The organism is Streptomyces chartreusis NRRL 3882 (genome assembly GCF_900236475.1).
Classification (GTDB): domain Bacteria; phylum Actinomycetota; class Actinomycetes; order Streptomycetales; family Streptomycetaceae; genus Streptomyces; species Streptomyces chartreusis_D.
Genome location: NZ_LT963352.1, coordinates 5,409,979 through 5,427,683 on the forward strand (window position 1 = coordinate 5,409,979; position 17,705 = coordinate 5,427,683).

A 17,705-nucleotide genomic window follows, 5' to 3' on the forward strand; every position below is an offset into this window, starting at 1 on the left:
CTTGGGGGGAGTTCAGCGGCCGGGGTCGGCCGTGACCAGCAGACTCGTCACGGCGAGCACGACGAGGACGAGCCCCGTCTCGACCGCGACCGAGTAACCGAAGGGCCGCACCGTGGCGGCGTCGCCGCGCAGCAGCACGGCGAGATCGAGGCGGGTGCGCACCCACTGGCGGCTCGCGAACGCGGCGAGCAGGACGGCTCCGAGCACGCCCGTCTTCAGCAGGAGCAGATGCCCGTACGAGGTGTGCAGCAGGGCGTCGTACGACCCCACCACCTGCCAGGCGAGCACCAGCCCGGCGCCGACGATCCCGGTGACGCTCACCGCCGCGAGCCGCGAGTAACCCGGCACCACCACCGCCAGCTCCCGGGCTCGCCGACGCGGCAGCACGGCCAGCGCGAGCACGGCCAGCCCGCCGATCCACAGCGAGGCGCCGAGCAGATGGACGAAGTCGGCGACGGCACCCCACGTGGGCTTAGCGCCCTCGGAGCTGTGGCCCGTCATGCCGGTCGTCCGCAGCAGCCCGAACGCCACCGCGAGGGCGCCCACCCGCCAGCCCGGGGAGCGGGAGGTGCGGGCCCCGCCCTGGAGCAGGGCGCCGAGCACCACGGCCGCCAGCACCCACAGCAGAGCCCGCGCGGCGAGCACGACCCCGGGCTCGGTGGCCAGCAGATCGGCGTACGTCCTCGGGCGCAGCGCGTCCCGCGGTCCGCCGAGCGTGCCGTAGGCGCCCTGGAGGCCGATGCTCGCGACGGTGGCCATCAGGCCCACCACCCAGGCGAAGACGAGCAGCGCCCGGGACCGCGGCTCGTCCGCGCCGCGCGGCCACAGCAGTACGACGAAGGCGAGACCGCCGACGAACAGGGCCAGCGCGAGATAGCCCGCCCAGCGGGCGGCGACCAGGCCCTTGCGCACCGAGGGGGAGGGGGTGGGAGCGGCGGCCTCGTCGCCGCCGGTCCTGGCGGCCGGTGCGCCGACGGTGAGGGTGATCCGGCCGGAGGAGGCGTGTCCGTCCTCCGCGTCGACGACGGACCAGACGACGGCGAGCTCACCGTGCTCCGGGGCGGCGAGCGCGACCCGGACGGCGTCGGCCCCGCCACCCGGCGCACGGGACACCGGGAGCCGGTCGCCGCCCACCGTCAGCACCCGGACGTCGGCGAGGTCGACGGCCTCGTCGAAGGTGAGCGTGAGGTGGTCGGGGGTCTTCTTCAGGTTGGCCCCGTCCTTCGGGGAGGAGGAGACCAGCTCGGTGTGGGCGGAGGCGGCCTGGGGCGCACCGGCCAGGACGTAGAGGAGCGGGGTGAGCAGGAGCAGGAGCAGGGCGCGGCGGACGGTCGTGGTCACGGGGTCGCCTCCGGCCGGGGGGACATGATGCCGCCGAGGAGGCTGCCGACCGGGGCCAGGCCGACACAGGGGGAGGGCTGCGGCGCGGGCGTCTGGCTCGCGCCGTCGAGCAGCCCGAACACGGGCTCGGTGAGCCCGCCGAGGAGCGGTTGTACGAGGGTGACCTCGCCGTCCTCGCAGGTGTCGCCGTCGGCCGGGGCGGACCCCGACGGCGTGGGCGTGGGCGTGGGCGTGGGCGTGGGCGTGGGGGACGGGGAGGGGGAGCCGGTGTCGGAGGGCGGGGAGTTCGTGTGGCCGGTGTGGCCGGAACCGTCCGCGCCGCCGGTGCCGTACCCGGTGCCCGCGCCGATTCCGCCGTATCCAGGCAACTGGCCGTCACCGATGGGGAATTGGCCCGCCCCGGCGCCCGGATCGGATACGCCGGGTCCGCCCGGCGCGGCCGGTGTGGGGTTCGCCGGCGCGGTGGCCGCGGGCGGTGATGCGGGGGGAGCGGCGGTCTGCGTGCTGCCGGAGGCGGAGGGGGCACCGATGCCCGACGCGTAACCGAGCACGATGATCACGGCGCCGACGAGCGCGCCGGCCACCAACTCGTCGCGGTGATCCCGCGGCCACTCCGCCCGGGAGAACAAGGGCATGGGGTACTCCTGGCATGGTCAGATCAAGCCAAATGGAAGGTGTGGCGAATGACGACCAGTGGAGTGGAAGGGGGATTCCGCGCAACTACGCGTCGGTTAATCGATTGTTGCCTGACCCTCTCTCCCGGCGGGCCGGTCCGTGAGAAGGGTCGATTCCGCGTGCCGCTCGAATGGAATTCGAACTCATATTGATGATTTCGGGGAAGGCGGCACAGGTCATGGCCGGAGAAGGCCGCTGGCCTTGGCGGACCTGCCCGAGCGCGGCCTCGGCAGCCGGGCGCGACAGCGCAACGCGCACAGAAGATCCCCGCAGTTTCGCTCGGTTTCTTCACCGATCCCGCGAGAATTCCCGGAACTCCGCGAAAGCCGTCAGGAATTCATGGAACCCGTTCTCAGGCGGTCGGTCGGCCCATCGCCCGGTACGTCCACCCGGCCTTGCGCCAGCGCTCCGGGTCGAGGGCGTTGCGGCCGTCGAGGATGACCCGGGCCGCGGCGACCTCGCCGAGCGCCTCCTCGTCCAGCTCGCGGAACTCCCGCCACTCCGTCAGGTGCAGCACGATGTCGGCACCGCGTACGGCATCCAGCGCCGAGTCGGCGTAGCCGAGGGTCGGGAAGACGCGGCGGGCGTTGTCCATGCCCTTGGGGTCGTAGACCGTGACCTGCCCGCCCTGGAGGTGGATCTGCCCGGCGACGTTCAGCGCGGGGGAGTCCCGGACGTCGTCCGAGTCGGGCTTGAAGGTCGCGCCCAGTACCGCGACGCGCTTGCCGAGGAACGGCCCGCCGCCCAGCGCCTGCCGGGTCAGCTCGACCATCTGCCCGCGCTGGCGCATGTTGATGGAGTCGATCTCCCGCAGGAAGGTCAGCGCCTGGTCCGCGCCCAGCTCGCCGGCGCGCGCCATGAACGCCCGGATGTCCTTCGGCAGACAGCCGCCGCCGAAGCCGATCCCGGCCCGCAGGAACTTCTTGCCGATCCGGTCGTCGTAGCCGATGGCCTCGGCCAGCTTGGCGACGTCGCCGCCCGCGGCCTCGCACACCTCCGCCATGGCGTTGATGAACGAGATCTTGGTGGCGAGGAAGGAGTTCGCGGAGGTCTTCACCAGCTCGGCGGTCGGGAAGTCCGTGACCACGAAGGGGGAGCCCTCGGCGATCGGCGTGGCGTACACCTCGCGCAGCAGCTTCTCGGCGCGTTCGCTGCGCACGCCGACCACGATGCGGTCGGGGTGCAGGGTGTCCTTGACGGCGAAGCCCTCGCGCAGGAACTCCGGGTTCCACGCCAGCTCGGCGTCCTCGCCGGCCGGTGCGTGCTCGGCCAGGTAGGCGGCGATCCGGTCGGCCGAGCCCACGGGCACGGTCGACTTGCCGACGACCAGGGCGGGGCCCGTCAGATGCGGTGCGAGCGAGGAGATGGCGGAGTCGACGTACGACATGTCGCAGGCGTACTCGCCGTGCCGCTGCGGGGTGTTCACGCAGACGAAGTGGATGTCGCCGAATTCCCCTGCCTCGGCCCAGTCCATGGTGAACCGCAGTCGGCCGCTGGATCCCTCGATCCCGGCGACGTGCTTGCGCAGCAGCTCCTCGAGACCCGGCTCGTACATCGGGACCTCGCCCCGCCGGAGCTTGTCGATCTTCTCCGGCACCACGTCGAGTCCCAGCACCTCGAAGCCCAGCTCGGCCATGGCCGCCGCGTGAGTCGCGCCGAGATAACCGGTGCCGATCACGGTGATCTTCAGGGCCATGGGTGCTCCAGGGGTCTACGGCATGTGGTGCGCGCCCGAGCATAGCCGGGGCATGGGAGCGCGCTTCACGGGGCAACTTTCCCGCTGTCGTCTAGCTCACGTATCCCTCCCGTGGGCGACCCCATAAACTTTTGATTACTTAACGGTAGTTAGCGCCAGCATCGCAGCGTTTTGGAGCGTGAGAGACCTTGGCCGGATCGGCTGACTTCGACCTGTACCGCCCGTCCGAGGAGCACGACATGCTCCGCGACGCAGTCCGCTCGCTGGCCGAGGCGAAGATCGCGCCGTACGCCGCCGCGGTGGACGAGGAGGCCCGCTTCCCGCAGGAGGCGCTGGACGCGCTGGTCGCGAACGACCTGCACGCCGTGCACGTACCCGAGGAGTACGGCGGCTCGGGCGCCGACGCGCTCGCCACCGTCATAGTCATCGAGGAGGTCGCGCGGGTCTGCGCCTCCTCCTCCCTCATCCCCGCGGTGAACAAGCTGGGTTCGCTCCCGGTGATCCTCTCCGGCTCCGAGGAGCTGAAGAAGAAGTACATGGCCCCGCTCGCCAAGGGCGACGGCATGTTCTCGTACTGCCTGTCGGAGCCGGACGCCGGCTCCGACGCCGCCGGCATGAAGACGAAGGCCGTCCGCGACGGCGACCACTACGTCCTCAACGGCGTGAAGCGCTGGATCACCAACGCGGGCGAGTCCGAGTTCTACACGGTGATGGCGGTCACGGACCCGGCCAAGCGCTCCAAGGGCATATCGGCCTTCGTCGTCGAGAAGTCGGACGAGGGCGTCTCCTTCGGCGCCCCGGAGAAGAAGCTCGGCATCAAGGGCTCGCCCACCCGCGAGGTCTACCTCGACAACGTCCGCGTCCCCGCCGACCGCATGATCGGCGAGGAGGGCACCGGCTTCGCCACGGCGATGAAGACCCTCGACCACACCCGCATCACCATCGCCGCCCAGGCCCTCGGCATCGCCCAGGGCGCCCTCGACTACGCCAAGGGCTACGTCAAGGAGCGCAAGCAGTTCGGCAAGCCGATCGCCGACTTCCAGGGCATCCAGTTCATGCTCGCCGACATGGCCATGAAGATCTCGGCCGCCCGCGCCCTCACCTACCAGGCCGCCGCCGCCTCCGAGCGCGGCGACGCCGACCTCACCTACCTGGGCGCCGCCGCCAAGTGCTTCGCCTCGGACGTGGCCATGGAGGTCACCACGGACGCCGTCCAGCTCCTCGGCGGCTACGGCTACACCCGCGACTACCCGGTGGAGCGCATGATGCGCGACGCCAAGATCACCCAGATCTACGAGGGCACGAACCAGGTCCAGCGCATCGTGATGGCCAGGAACCTGCCGTAACAGGCACGTGGACGACCGAGCGAGCCTCCGCCCGCCTGGGCGGAGGCTCGCTAGTCCTCGAAGCCCTCCGCCGCCCGCTTCTCCCGCAGCTCCATGATCGCCCGGCGGCGGGCCAGGCGGTGGGTGCGGCGGATCTGGGCCTCCTGGTAGCGGCGCCTGTCGCGTTCGGTCTCCGGGAGGACCGGGGGGACCCGGCGGGGCTTGCCGTCGGAGTCGACGGCCGCGAAGACGAGGTAGGCCGAGCCGACCTGCGTGGGCGGGGCGGACTCGTTCCAGCGTTCGGCCAGGACGCGGACGCCGACCTCCATGGAGGTGCGGCCGGTCCAGTTGACCTGTGCCTTGACGTGGACCAGGTCACCGACGCGGACCGGCTCCAGGAAGGCCATCTCGTCCATGGACGCCGTCACCGCCGGCCCGCCGGAGTGCCGCCCGGCCACGGCCCCCGCCGCGTCGTCCACCAGCTTCATGATCACGCCACCGTGCACCGTCCCCAGAAGGTTCGTGTCGTTGTGGGTCATGATGTGGCTGAGGGTGGTGCGGGAGGCCGAAGTCGGCTTGCCCGGGATATCCGGAGTGCCGGAATCCGCAGCTGGGGCCTGCTCTGTCATGGCCCCTACCTTATGCCGAGGCGGCATGAGGGGGTTTTGTGTCAGCTTCGCCACAGCCGTGCTCTGATTTTCCGACGACTCTTGTATGGCCCACTACGGGGACCTGCACACTGGGGCGCATGAATGATTGGCCCGAGGGATTCTCCGGTGACAACCGCGGCAACCGCTACGGACGCGGCAGCTCGAGCGCACAGCCCGAGAGCGCCCGTGTCATGCGGCAGGTCCGCCGCGGTCCGGCGGCGTCGCCCGGGCAGGCCGGCTACGGCGGCGCCCCGCCGTACAGCAGCGGGGTACCGCAGCAGCCCTCGTACGTCGACGGCGGCGGCTACGGCCCCGGCGACGGCTACGACAGCGGCTACAACACCGGCCAGGTCTACGGCTCGCCCGGCGGCAGAGGCCCCGGGGGTCCTGGCGACGGGATGTACGAGCCGCGCCCCGCGCCCAACTGGCGTCGCCGTATCAAGGTGACGGCCATCACGCTCGTGACGGTGCTGGTCGTGACGAGCGTGGCCACGTACTTCTGGGCCGATTCCAAGCTCAACCGTGACGTCGACCTGTCGAAGGTCATCGACCGGCCGGAGGCGGGCGAGGGCACGAACTACCTCATCGTCGGCTCCGACAGCCGCGAAGGCATGTCGGCCGAGGAGAAGAAGAAGCTGCACACCGGGTCCGCCGAGGGCAAGCGCACGGACTCGATGATGATCCTGCACACCGGCGGCAACGGCCCGACGCTGATCTCGCTGCCGCGTGACTCGAACGTCACGATCCCGTCGTACAAGGGCTCCGACTCCGGCAAGCTCTACCCGGCCACCGGACGCCAGACGAAGCTGAACGCGGCGTACGCGGAGGACGGCCCGGAGCTGCTGGTCCGTACCGTCGAGGCCAACACCGGCCTGCACATCGACCACTACGTGGAGATCGGCTTCGCCGGCTTCGCGAACATCGTGGACGCGGTCGGCGGCGTCGAGATGGACATCCCGCAGGACATCAAGGACACCAAGTCCGGCGCGGACTTCAAGAAGGGCAAGCAGACCCTGAACGGCGACCAGGCCCTGGCCTTCGTCCGTACCCGGTACGCGCTCGCCGGCTCCGACCTGGACCGCACGAAGAACCAGCAGAAGTTCCTCTCCGCGCTGGCCAACCAGGTCGCCACCCCGAGCACGGTCCTCAACCCGTTCAAGCTGTACCCGACCATGGGCGCGGGCCTGGACTCGCTCGTGGTCGACAAGGACATGGGCCTGTTCGACCTGGCGTCGATGTTCTGGGCGATGAAGGGCGTCAGCGGCGGCGACGGCAAGTCCATGAACATGCCGATCGCGGGCAACTCCGCGAACGGCAACCTCCAGTGGGACACCGCGAAGGTGAAGACGCTGGTCAGCCAGCTGAAGAACGACGAGACGGTCACCGTCTCGGGCAACTGAGCAACGGCACGCGTCGGGGGCACCCACGGGGGTGCCCCCGACTGCTGTGAGGCGGTCCTCACATCGCGGCGGCCGACATCGACCGGCACGTCTCGGCACAGCGGCGACACGCCTCGGCGCAGCGCATCATCTGGGCGTCGTCCGGCATGGACATACACGCCTCGGCGCACATGTCACAGGCCCGTGCGCACATCGCGCACATCTCGGCCGACAGCGGCGAGCGGCGCATCATCATGTCGGCGCACAGACGCGTCATCTCGGCGCAGTCCATGACCGCGCGCATGATCTGCATCTGGGCCTGACCGCCCATCTGCAGGCAGGAGCTCATGGTCTCCTCACACACGCTGTGGCAGGCCATGCACGCCTGGACGCAGTCCTGCATCTCCTTGCTCAGCGGGGCCATGGTGGCGGGCTGCTGGGTCATGATTCCTCCCGGGGGAACGGCGAGAGCCGGGGGCCGGCCCTCGTGCCTTCCGTCCTACGCCTGCCCGGGCCCGACCGCCACGGGGCGGAAGGAAGGAATCCGCCATGCGTGCGTCACGGCCCCTACGAGCACGCCACCTCATCCCCCCGCACCACCCCGGACTCGCCCTGCCCCGCGTCCCCGGCCCGTACCTTGCGCACGCGTTCGAAGTCCGTGCCCGCGATGACCTTCAGGGTCGCGCCCAGGCCCTTGACCGGGCGGAGTTCGCTGCCCGGCAGGGCCGCGGCGAGGGACTTGGCCGAGCGGTCCCAGCGGGGGTCGTAGGCGACGACCGTGCGCTTCACGTCACGGGCGGCGGCGTTCACCGGGGCCCGGGTCGTACGGAAGCCCGTCGACGCCAGGGCCGCGTCCACACGGCGGCCCAGGCCGGGCGTGCCCGTGCCGTTCTCCACCTGGACGCGGATCTGCTGCGGGGCGACCGGGACGATCCGGGCCGCGTCGCGCGGCCGGTGCACGGACAGCGGCTGGTCCTCGCGCAGGGCGCGGAAGAGCCGCTCGGCTTTGACGGGGTCCCACTTCAGCGTCGAGCCGACGCCCTGCACGGCGAAGTCCATCTGCCCGATCGGGACGGTCGTGAACTCGGAGGAGGAGGGGGAGAAGTTCCGCATGGCCCGGCCCAGGCCCAGCATCTCGTGCGTGCCGAAGCCCTTGTCCGCCCGCACCGAGCCGAGCACCGCCCGCGTCACGTCCCGGAACTTCAACGGGTTGAGGAGGATCCCCGAGGAGGTGATCCGTTCCACGAGCGCCGCCATGAAGCGCTGCTGGCGTTGCATCCGGCCCAGGTCCGACGCCCCGTCGAGGTGGCGGGCGCGTACGTACTGGAGCGCCTGCCCGCCCGCCAGCGTGTGCCGCCCGGCCGGGAGGTCCAGGCCGGTGTAGCTGTCCCTGAGCGGGGCGGCGGTACAGATCCGCACGCCTCCGACCACGTCCACCGTCCGCATGAAGCTGGTGAAGTCGACCTCCAGATAGTGGTCGATCTTCACCTTCGTCATGCTCTCGACCGTCCGCACGGTCAGCTGCGGCCCGCCCTCGGCGTACGCCGCGTTCAGCTTGATCGGGTGCCCGCCGTGCCGCTTGCCCGTCGTACGGTCGACGTGCGCGGGCGTCACGGCGTACGAGTCGCGCGGCAGGCTCACCACACTCGCCCGTTCCCGGTCCGCCGACACGTGCACGATCATGATCGTGTCGGTGCAGTGGCAGGGCTCACCGCCCAGCCGGTACTTCCGCCGCTCCTCCTCGCTGATCTTCTCGCGGCCGTCGGTGCCGACCAGCAGCACGTTCATGCCGTGGCCCGCCCGCGGCCGGTTCTTCATGTCCTTGAAGGGGTCGACCCGGGCGATGTCCGCGTCCAGGCTGGTCATCACCGCGTGCCCGATACCGGCGGACGCGAGGACCACCACGGACAGGGTGGTGACCACCCGCAGGCCCCAGCGCGGCTTCCGGCGCCGTGCGGGCGGCGCGGGCCTGCGCGGGGAGCGCCCGGGAGAGTGCTGCGGGCGGCGCTGCGGGGCGGCGGTGGACCGAGGGGACCGCGGCGGCGTGGGCAAGAGGACACCTCCGGACGACGGCCGTACGTGGGATCAGTGAAACCGTAGGCCGATACGATCTGCGGCCCGCGGTATCGCCCCCGCGGCGCGCACCGGTGTCCCCCGTTCGCGGTAACGTGAGGCCCCTATGAACGCCAATCCCGACGTGCGGCTCCCCGCCGTTTCCGTGATCATGCCCGTCCTCAACGAGGAACGGCATCTGCGGGGAGCAGTCCAAGCGATCCTCGCGCAGGAGTACGCCGGCGAGATGGAGGTCGTGATCGCCCTCGGTCCGTCCACGGACCGCACGGACGAGATCGCCGCCGAGCTCGTGGCCGAAGACCCGCGCGTGCATACCGTTCCGAACCCGACCGGCCGTACACCCGCGGCGCTGAACGCGGCGATCAACGCCTCGCGCCACCCGATCGTCGTCCGCGTCGACGGGCACGGCATGCTCTCCCCCAACTACATTGCCACCGCCGTACGGCTCCTGGAGGAGACCGGCGCGCAGAACGTGGGCGGCATCATGCACGCCGAGGGCGAGAACGACTGGGAGCACGCCGTCGCCGCCGCGATGACCTCGAAGATAGGGGTCGGCAACGCCTCCTTCCACACGGGCGGACAGGCGGGCCCGGCCGAGACCGTCTACCTCGGGGTCTTCCGGCGCGAGGCGCTGGAGCAGCAGGGCGGCTACAACGTGGAGTTCATCCGCGCCCAGGACTGGGAGCTGAACTTCCGGATCAGGGAGGCCGGGGGCCTCATCTGGTTCTCGCCCGAGCTGAAGGTGTCGTACCGGCCGCGGCCGAGCGTGAAGGCGCTCGCCAAGCAGTACAAGGACTACGGCCGCTGGCGGCACGTCGTCGCCCGCTTCCACGAGGGCTCGATCAACCTGCGCTACCTCGCCCCGCCGACCGCCGTGTGCGCGATCGCGGCCGGGATCCTGGTGGGCGCGCTGCTGACGCCGTGGGGTTTCGTGGTGCCCGGCGGCTATCTCGCGGCGATCCTGCTCGGCTCGGTCCCGGCGGGCAGGGGGCTGCCGCTCAAGGCGCGGCTCCAGATCCCCGTGGCGCTGGCCACGATGCACATGTCGTGGGGCTGGGGCTTCCTGACCAGCCCGCGGTCGCTGGCGAAGAAGGTCATCGCCTCCCGGCGTCCGGCGGTCCGGGCGGACGCCGACGCGGCCACCGGCTGACGTACGCCGCACGTGTCCGGGCCCCTCCCACCGCGGGAGGGGCCCGTTTCCGTCACCAGGTGAAGCCCGGGTTCACGTGCATGCAGGCCTTGTCGTCCGCGCCGTTGAGCGCCTCGGCCGACTTCGGGGTCTTGTCGTTCCGCTTCGGCGCCTTGTAGTCCGGGCCGGTACGCCAGTCCGCGCCGACGACGAGGGTGACGCCGGAGACGCCGGTCGACCGCTGCACCGAACTCAGCGGGATGCCCAGGGCCTTGGCGACGCGCTGGGCGTCGCCCTCCAGGTCGGCGCTCGGGTAGCGGACGAGGGTCCTGTCCTCGCTCCACGAGCCCTTGGTGTCGGCGACGGCCTGGGCGAAGCCCTGCTCCTTCAGCAGCCCGGCCACCGTGCTCGCGCGCCCGCTCGCCGGGGCCAGGGTGTCGGTGCGGGTGCCGTTGCGGACCTGGACGGCGATCTCGTCGTCGGCCGCGGCCGGGTCGGCGGAGGCCTTCTCCGCGGCCTTCGTCCGGTCCGTGTCCTTGCCGTCCAGCGCGATGTCCTCCCGCACCAGCCGGAACAACTGCTCGGCGTCCTCCGTCGGTTCCACGCGGGCGCCCACGTACCGGTTGGGCATCGTGGTCATGGTGATGCGCGCCGGCTCGACCTTGCGCAGCTCGTCGCTGAGGTCGTAGAGCTTCTTGACGGTGTCGAGGCCGGGGTCGACCGTCAGCGCCCGGGTGGCCTCCTCGGCCAGTCGGCGGAGCTTGTTGGGGCTGCTGAGGGTGGCGTTCTCGCGCAGCTGGCGGACCATCGCGTTCATGTACATGTGCTGGGCCTTGGCGCGGGCGAGGTCGCTGCCGTCCTCGAAGCCGTAGCGGGTGCGCAGCCACTGCAGGGCCTGCTCGCCCTGGATGTACGAGGTGCCCTTCTCCAGTTTCAGGCCCGAGCCCTTGCCGTCGGACGTGCGGGAGTGGATGTTCGCGTCGACGCACACCGGGACACCGCCGACGGCGTCGGCCATCGCCACCACGCCCGCGAAGTCGACCATGATGAAGTGGTCGATGTGGATGCCGGTGAGCTCCTGCCAGGTGGCCACGGTGCAGCCCGGGCCGCCGTGCCCGAGGCTCTGGTTGGTCATGGTCCGCCCCTGGGTCCCGGCGTACACCTTCCCGTCGTCCGGGTCGGTGCACTTCGGGATCTTCACGAGCGTGTCGCGGGGCATGCTGACGACCGACATGTTCGTGCGGTCGGCGGACAGGTGCAGCAGCATCTGCACATCGGCCAGCGGCGCGGCGCCGAACGTCTCACGGGCGCCGCCCAGTTTCTGGTTCTCCTCGGTGTCCCGCGCGTCCGAGCCGATGAGCAGGATGTTCAGCGGGGTCTGCCCCGCGGCGTTCGGGGTCGGCGCGGCGACCTTGTTGTCGCCGAGGTTCAGCGCGTCCTTCTTGATGTTGCCGTTGAGATGCCGGTAGTAGAGGTACCCGGCCCCGGCGGTCCCGAGTATGAGGACGGCGAGCACGGCCGCGGACCACTTCAGCAGCCGCCGCCGACGCCGGGGCGGCCCCTCTCCGCCGGGCACGCCACCCGCCGCCGACTTGCTCTCACCCGGGCCCGGTCCCCGGCGGACGCCCTGCCGCGATTCGTTCTCCCGCACACCGCTCTGCGTCACTTCCCGGTCCTTCCCGCCCCCGGCGCATGCAACAGGCCCGTCCTGCCTCCTGTTAGACGCATGACGGGCCTGTCAGTTGCCCTCAGCGGGTCAACTCGCGCACTTCACCTTGTCGGCGGTGGACTTCTCCACGTCCGCGGCCTCGACCGGGGCGTCGAGCTTCACGCCGGCGCCCTTGAAGTCCTTGCCGAGGGTCAGGGTCATGGTGGGCAGGCCCTGGGCGTTCTCCACGCTCTCGCCCGGCTTCATCGCCGACCCGGACAGCCCCATGATGTCGGCGAGGCGGCGGGCCTGGTCGGCCTGGTCGGGGCCGTACTCGAGCGTGGTCTTAGCCAGCTCGGCGGGCGCGTTCCCGCCGTTCTCGGACTTGGTCACACCCTCCTCGACCTGGAGGTACTGGAGGGTCTTCTGCGCGCTGCCGGCGACCGCTCCGCCGTTGAGGATCCGCACCCGGACCTCGGATGCCGGGGCCTTGCTGCCCTTGAGCCGCGCGGCCTCGGCGTCCTTCTCCTTCTTCTTCTGCCGCTTGACCTCGGTGAACGAGACATCGTTCCTGATCATGTCGAACACCTGGGGAGCCTTCGACTGGTCGACGACGACCGTCGCCTTCACCGTCTCCGCCGGGTTGTCGACCACCGGCACCGTCGTGAAGGCGATGTTCTTCGTCGGCACCTTCTTCAACTCCAGGGCGATGTCCTTGAGCGTGCCGACGCTGCCGATGGCCTTGTCCACGGTCAGCGCCTCGGTCGCGGCCTCGGCCAGCTTCAGCAGCTTCGAGGGGCTGGTGAGGGTGTCACTGGAGGACATCTTGCGCATGAGCGAGCCCAGGAACTGCTGCTGCACCTTGATCCGGTCCAGGTCACCGCTGTTGCCGAAGCTCTTGCGCGTACGGACGAACGCGAGGGCCTGCTCGCCCTCGACCGTCGACTCGCCCGCGGGCAGGACGAGTTTGGACTGCTTGTCGTTGACCGGCTTCTCCACACAGACGTCGACCCCGTCCACCGCGGTCGTCAGCGTCTTCACCGCGTTGAAGTCGGCCATCATGAAGTGGTCGGGCTGGATGCCGGTGTTCTCCTTGACCGTGCGCATGGCGCAGCCGGGGTCCCGGCCGTTCTCGCCGAGGCTCCGGTTGAAGCGGACGCCCCGCTGGCCCGGGACGATCTTCTCCGAGCCGTCCTCCAGCTTCGTCGGACAGTCGGGGATGTCCACGATCAGGTCGCGGGGGATGCTGAGCGCGGTCGCGTTGGACCGGTCCTCGGCGACGTGCAGCAGGATCGTGGTGTCGGCGTGCCCGGAGCTGCCCTTGTCCCCGTAGCCCTCGTTGCCCTCGCCGGTGCGCTTGTCCGTGCCGATGATGAGGATGTTGAAGGCCTCGTCCTTGCTGAAGTTGCTCGCTCCCGCGCTGCCGACGTCGGTCGTGCTGACGTTGCCCTCCAGGTGCCGGAGGTAGAAGTAGCCGGCCGCGCCCACCCCGACCAGCACGAACGCCATCGTGCCGCCGGTCCACATCAGCGCCTTCTTCGCCTTCTTCGGCTTCCGCTGCACCGGCCGGCGTCCACCGCGCCGCCCGGGCGGCGGCTCCTCGGGCGCACCGCGCCGCCGGCGCTGGGGCGGAACGCCGGTGCGGGTGCCGCCCTCCCGGGAGACCGCGGCACGGGGTGCCGCGTCACGCGGACCCGCCGTACGGCCGCCCGCACCCGTCGGGGGAGTGGATCCGCGTGCCCCGGACGCCGGCGACTGCGCTCCGGATGGAGTCAGTCGCAGTTCGTATTCGCCGGTGTTCGGATTGAGTACCCACTGGTCTGCGGGGTCGATCTGGTCCCCCCGCCCACGGCGTTGCGCGTCCACGGTTGTCTGTTTCCTCCGTCGGGGCACGCGGCGCCTTCTCCCCCCGGAAGGCGCGCGGGTACTGGTCATCACAGAAGCACTGGATCGCTCACACTATCCGCCCAGTTGAACGTCGATGTGCGCTGAATGACAAATTCAACGTCCATGCATGTGGGCAATCCCGCCCAATTCCAATGTGAGAGTGTGGAAGGAAGTCGTCGACCGGTGTGCGAAGTTGGTTCCCCGGGGGCTACCAGCGATAGGGCGCGTACACGTCCATGCACTTGCCGGTGTCGGAGCCGTTGAGGGCGTCCGCGTCGCCGGGCAGGTCCCCCGCCTTCGGAGCCCGCGGCTTCGGATAGGCCGTACCCGTACGCCAGTCGGCGCCCACGACGACCGTGACGCCGGAGACGTCGGTCGACCGCCGTACCGAACTCGCCGGAACACCCAGCGACTTGGCGACGCGCTGCGCGTCGCCCGCGAGGTCGGCGCTCGGATAGCGCACCACGGTCCGCTCCTCGGACAGCGCGCCCGAGGTGTCCGCGGCGGCCCGCGTGAAGCCCTTCCCCACGAGCAGCCGCGCGATGGCGCCCGCGCGCCCGGTCACCGGGCCGAGGGCGCTGGAACGCGTGGCGTTCTGCACCAGGACGCCGATCGAATCGTCCGCCGCGGCGGGGTCCTCGGACGTCTCGGGCGCCTTGGACGCCTTCTCGGGTGTCTTCCTCGCGCCCGGCTTCCCGCCCTTGCCGTCGAAGGGCACGTCGTCGCGGATCATGTCCCACACCCGGTCGGCGTCGGTGCCGGCCGGGACCAGGTGGTTGCGGTCCTGCGGGTCCTCGACCGTGGGCAGCGTCGTCATGGTGATGCGGTCCGTCGGGACCGTCTTCAGCTGCATCCCCAGGTCGTACAGCTTCTTCACCGTGCCGAGCTCCTCGGACACGTGCAGCGACTTGGTGGCAGCCTCGGCCAGATCGGTCAGCCGGCCGGTGTCGGTGAAAACGTTCTGCGCCTTGAGCGTGCGGATCATCGAGTTCATGTACATGTGCTGCGCCCTGGCCCGCAGCGGGTCGCTGCCCCAGGCGTGCCGGGTGCGCAGCCACTGGAGGGCCTGCTCGCCCTGGACCTTCTTCCGGCCGGCCGTGAGCTTCAGACCCGAGCCGCCGGGCACGCCGGGCAGCGGGCGGTCCCACACGTTCTGCCGCACGCACACCTCGACCCCGCCGATGGCGTCGGCCATCTTCACCACGCCCGCGAAGTCGATGGTCATCCAGTGGTCGATGTAGACCCCGGTGAGGTTCTCCCAGGTCGCCAGCGTGCAGCCCGCCCCGCCCCGGGCCAGCGAGGCGTTGATGATCGTGTTGACCGGCGGGTACGTCCGCCCGGTCTTCGGGTCGGTGCACTTGGGTATGTCGACCCGGGTGTCGCGCGGAATGCTCACCACGGCGGCGCTTTTTCGGTCCGCGGCCAGGTGGATGAGCATCTGCACGTCGCCCAGCGGCGGGTTGCCGCGGTCCTTCCGCGCGCCGCCCAGCTTCACGTTCTCGTCGGAGGCACGGCTGTCGGAGCCGACCAGCAGGATGTTCAGGGGCGTCTGCCCGGCCGCGTTCGGGGCGGCCTTGCGCGCCGTGGAGTCGCCGCTGCTGCGCCGGCCCTTCTCGATGTTGCCGTTCAGGTGCTCGTAGTAGAGGTAGCCGGCGCCGGCGGTCGCGAGGATCAGCACGGAGAGGGACGCCGCCGACCAGCGCAGGACGCGGCGACCGCGGCCCGGTCGGCGGCCTCCCCGGCCGTGCCCGTCGCCCGGCCCGGACGGGTGCCCCGGGCTGCTGCCCTGGTTGCCCGGGACCCGCACGTTCGGGACCGCCCCCGGCTTCGTCCCCTCCCCGTACACACTGCTGCTCTGTGCCATCTGCTCTTCCCCACCCCCGTGTCACGGACCAGGCCTGCCGTACGCCCTGTGAGACGTACGGCAGGCCCGTCAGGTCACTCGGCGCACTCGACCTTGTCCGCCGTGGACTTCTGGACACCCTCCGGCGCCTTCGACGGAGCGGTGAGGGAGGCGCCCGCACCCTTGAAGTCCTTGCCCAGGGTCAGCGTCATCGTGGGCAGCCCCTGGGCGTTCTCCACGCTCTCGCCCGGCTTCATCGCCGACCCGGACAGCCCCATGATGTCGGCGAGGCGGCGGGCCTGGTCGGCCTGGTCGGGGGCGTACTCGAGCGTGGTCTTCGCCAGCTCGGCGGGCGCGTTGCCGGCGTTCTCCGACTTGGTCACGCCTTCCTCGACCTGGAGCCAGCTGAGCGTCTCCTGGGCGCTGCCGGGGTCGGCACCGCCGTTGAGGATCCGCACCCGGACCTCGGAGGCCGGGGCCTTGCTGCCCTTCAGCCGGGCGGCCACCGCGGCGGCTTCCTTCTTCTTCTTCTCCTTGACCGCGGTGAAGGAGACGTCGTTCTTGATCATGTCGAAGACCTGCGGGGCCGTCGACTCGTTCAGTACGACCGTGCTCTTGACCTTCTCCGCCGGGTTGTCGATCACCGGGGTCGTGGTGAAGGTCAGGTTCTTGGTGTTGAGCTTGCCCAGCTCCAGACCGAGGTCCTTCAGCTTGCCGATGCTGTCCAGCTGCGAGTCGACGGTCAGGGCCTTGGTGCCCGCCTCGGCCAGGTCGAGCATCTTGGAGGGGCTGGTGAGCGTGTCGTTGGACTTCAGCTTGCGCATCAGCGCGCTCAGGAACTGCTGCTGGAGCCCGATCCGGCTCAGGTCGCCGCCGAAGCCGACGGCGTGCCGGGTCCGCACGAACGCCAGCGCCTGCTCGCCCTCGATGGTGTGTGTGCCCTTCGACAGCTTCAGGTGCGAGTCCGGGTCGTCGATGTCCTTGCCCAGACAGACCTCGACCCCGCCGACCGCGCTGGTCAGCGTCTTGACCGCGTTGAAGTCGGCCACCATGAAGTTGTCCGGCTTGACCCCCGTCAGCTCGGTCACGGTCCGCATGGTGCAGCTGGGCGTACGGCCGTCCTGGCCGAGGCTGGTGTTGAAGCGGACCTGCCGCGTGCCGGGGATGACCTTCTGCGTGCCGTCCTCCTGCGTGGTCGGGCAGTCCGGCACGTCGACGATCAGGTCGCGGGGGATGCTGAGCGCGGTCGCGTTCGAACGGTCCTTGGAGACGTGCAGCAGGATCGTGGTGTCGGCGTGCCCGACACTGCCCGCGTCGCCGTAGTTCTCGTTGCCCTTGCCGGTGCGCTTGTCCGTGCCGATCAGCAGGATGTTGATGGCCTTGTCCTTCTGGAAGCCACCGGTGCTCGCGCCGTCGTCCGAGACGGACGCGATGTTGTCGTTCAGGTGCTCGATGTAGAAGTACGCGGCGCCCGCCCCCGCGACCAGCACGAAAGCCATCGTGCCGCCGGTCCACAGCAGGACCTTCTTGCCCTTCGCGGCCTTCTTGGCCGGTCGCCGCCCGCGCCGCCCCGGCAGCGGTTCCTCCGGCGCCCCGCGGCGCCTGCGCGGCGGCGCCGCGCGGCCGGGCGTCTCAGGTCCCGGCGGGCCGGGCGCAGCCGTACGGCCGCGCGCCGGCGGGACCGCGTCGGAAGCCGGTGGCCTGCGGGGGCCGGGGACGCCCGACTGCGGTGGGGTAGGGGGCAGTCGCAGTTCGTATTCGCCGGTGTTCGGATTGAGCACCCACTGGTCTGCGGGATCGATATCGTCCGCCCGCCCACGGCCTTGCGCGTCCACGGTTGTCTGTTTCCTCCGTCGGGGCACGCGGCGCCTCCCCCTCCAAGGCGCCCGGGTCTCGGTCACACAGTGCGCGACCTCAGGACCGTCCTCAGGGCCGGGCGCACCGGATCGCTCACACTAACCGCCCAGTTCAGTGCCGAGCGACGACGGTGACAAATTCCACGTCCCTACACCTGGGCAATTCGCCCATTTCCCGGGTGAAGAGTTCATTGCCTTGGAGT

At 70.7% G+C, this 17,705-nt stretch carries 13 protein-coding genes; 3 read left to right on the top strand and 10 right to left on the bottom strand.

From position 1 onward, the window contains the following. Positions 1-12: 12 nt before the first annotated feature. From SCNRRL3882_RS24590 to SCNRRL3882_RS24600, 3 genes are all read right to left on the bottom strand, one after another. The gene (locus SCNRRL3882_RS24590; protein ID WP_010034618.1) at positions 13-1,341 is read right to left on the bottom strand and encodes a copper resistance CopC/CopD family protein; all 1,329 of its coding nucleotides are present in this window, start codon (positions 1,339-1,341) and stop codon (positions 13-15) included. Further along, positions 1,338-1,976 (bottom strand): hypothetical protein, encoded by a 639-nt coding sequence (locus SCNRRL3882_RS24595; RefSeq protein WP_010034621.1) that lies wholly within the window; start codon positions 1,974-1,976, stop codon positions 1,338-1,340. The genes SCNRRL3882_RS24590 and SCNRRL3882_RS24595 overlap by 4 nt, the downstream gene beginning before the upstream one ends. Positions 1,977-2,368: 392 nt before the next feature. After that, positions 2,369-3,712, bottom strand: coding sequence for a UDP-glucose dehydrogenase family protein (locus tag SCNRRL3882_RS24600; protein WP_010034624.1), 1,344 nt, complete (start codon positions 3,710-3,712; stop codon positions 2,369-2,371). A 188-nt stretch (positions 3,713-3,900) separates the two neighbouring features. Here SCNRRL3882_RS24600 and SCNRRL3882_RS24605 point away from each other — a divergent pair, with 188 nt between their 5' ends. Further along, positions 3,901-5,058, top strand: a complete 1,158-nt coding sequence (locus SCNRRL3882_RS24605; RefSeq protein ID WP_010034627.1) for an acyl-CoA dehydrogenase — start codon at positions 3,901-3,903, stop codon at positions 5,056-5,058. A 50-nt stretch (positions 5,059-5,108) separates the two neighbouring features. Here the strand turns inward: SCNRRL3882_RS24605 and SCNRRL3882_RS24610 are convergent, their stop codons facing one another. Beyond that, positions 5,109-5,693, bottom strand: a complete 585-nt coding sequence (locus SCNRRL3882_RS24610; RefSeq protein WP_078602740.1) for an acyl-CoA thioesterase — start codon at positions 5,691-5,693, stop codon at positions 5,109-5,111. A gap of 92 nt (positions 5,694-5,785) precedes the next feature. Here SCNRRL3882_RS24610 and SCNRRL3882_RS24615 point away from each other — a divergent pair, with 92 nt between their 5' ends. Continuing rightward, positions 5,786-7,087, top strand: a complete 1,302-nt coding sequence (locus SCNRRL3882_RS24615; protein ID WP_078602741.1) for an LCP family protein — start codon at positions 5,786-5,788, stop codon at positions 7,085-7,087. Positions 7,088-7,145: 58 nt separating this feature from the next. Here the strand turns inward: SCNRRL3882_RS24615 and SCNRRL3882_RS24620 are convergent, their stop codons facing one another. Then, a complete protein-coding gene (locus tag SCNRRL3882_RS24620) occupies positions 7,146-7,511 on the bottom strand; it encodes a four-helix bundle copper-binding protein (RefSeq protein WP_010034636.1) in 366 nt (121 codons plus the stop codon). A gap of 122 nt (positions 7,512-7,633) precedes the next feature. Next, on the bottom strand, positions 7,634-9,118 hold the full coding sequence (locus SCNRRL3882_RS24625) for an LCP family protein (RefSeq protein WP_078602742.1): 1,485 nt from the start codon (positions 9,116-9,118) through the stop codon (positions 7,634-7,636). A gap of 127 nt (positions 9,119-9,245) precedes the next feature. On the opposite strand from SCNRRL3882_RS24625, the gene SCNRRL3882_RS24630 reads away from it, so the two are divergent. Beyond that, positions 9,246-10,289 carry a glycosyltransferase family 2 protein gene (locus SCNRRL3882_RS24630; protein ID WP_010034638.1) on the top strand — a complete coding sequence of 348 codons (1,044 nt, stop codon included), beginning with the start codon at positions 9,246-9,248 and terminating at the stop codon, positions 10,287-10,289. Between the two features lie 52 nt (positions 10,290-10,341). On the opposite strand, the gene SCNRRL3882_RS24635 is transcribed toward SCNRRL3882_RS24630, so the two are convergent. The 4 genes from SCNRRL3882_RS24635 to SCNRRL3882_RS24650 form a co-directional block, all read right to left on the bottom strand. After that, complete coding sequence (locus SCNRRL3882_RS24635) at positions 10,342-11,934, bottom strand: LCP family protein (RefSeq protein WP_010034639.1); 1,593 nt, start codon at positions 11,932-11,934, stop codon at positions 10,342-10,344. Positions 11,935-12,024: 90 nt separating this feature from the next. Beyond that, complete coding sequence (locus SCNRRL3882_RS24640; RefSeq protein ID WP_102514857.1) at positions 12,025-13,782, bottom strand: LCP family protein; 1,758 nt, start codon at positions 13,780-13,782, stop codon at positions 12,025-12,027. Between the two features lie 229 nt (positions 13,783-14,011). Beyond that, a complete protein-coding gene (locus SCNRRL3882_RS24645; protein WP_010034642.1) occupies positions 14,012-15,667 on the bottom strand; it encodes an LCP family protein in 1,656 nt (551 codons plus the stop codon). A 74-nt stretch (positions 15,668-15,741) separates the two neighbouring features. Then, complete coding sequence (locus SCNRRL3882_RS24650) at positions 15,742-17,481, bottom strand: LCP family protein (RefSeq protein WP_102514858.1); 1,740 nt, start codon at positions 17,479-17,481, stop codon at positions 15,742-15,744. Positions 17,482-17,705: the final 224 nt, after the last annotated feature.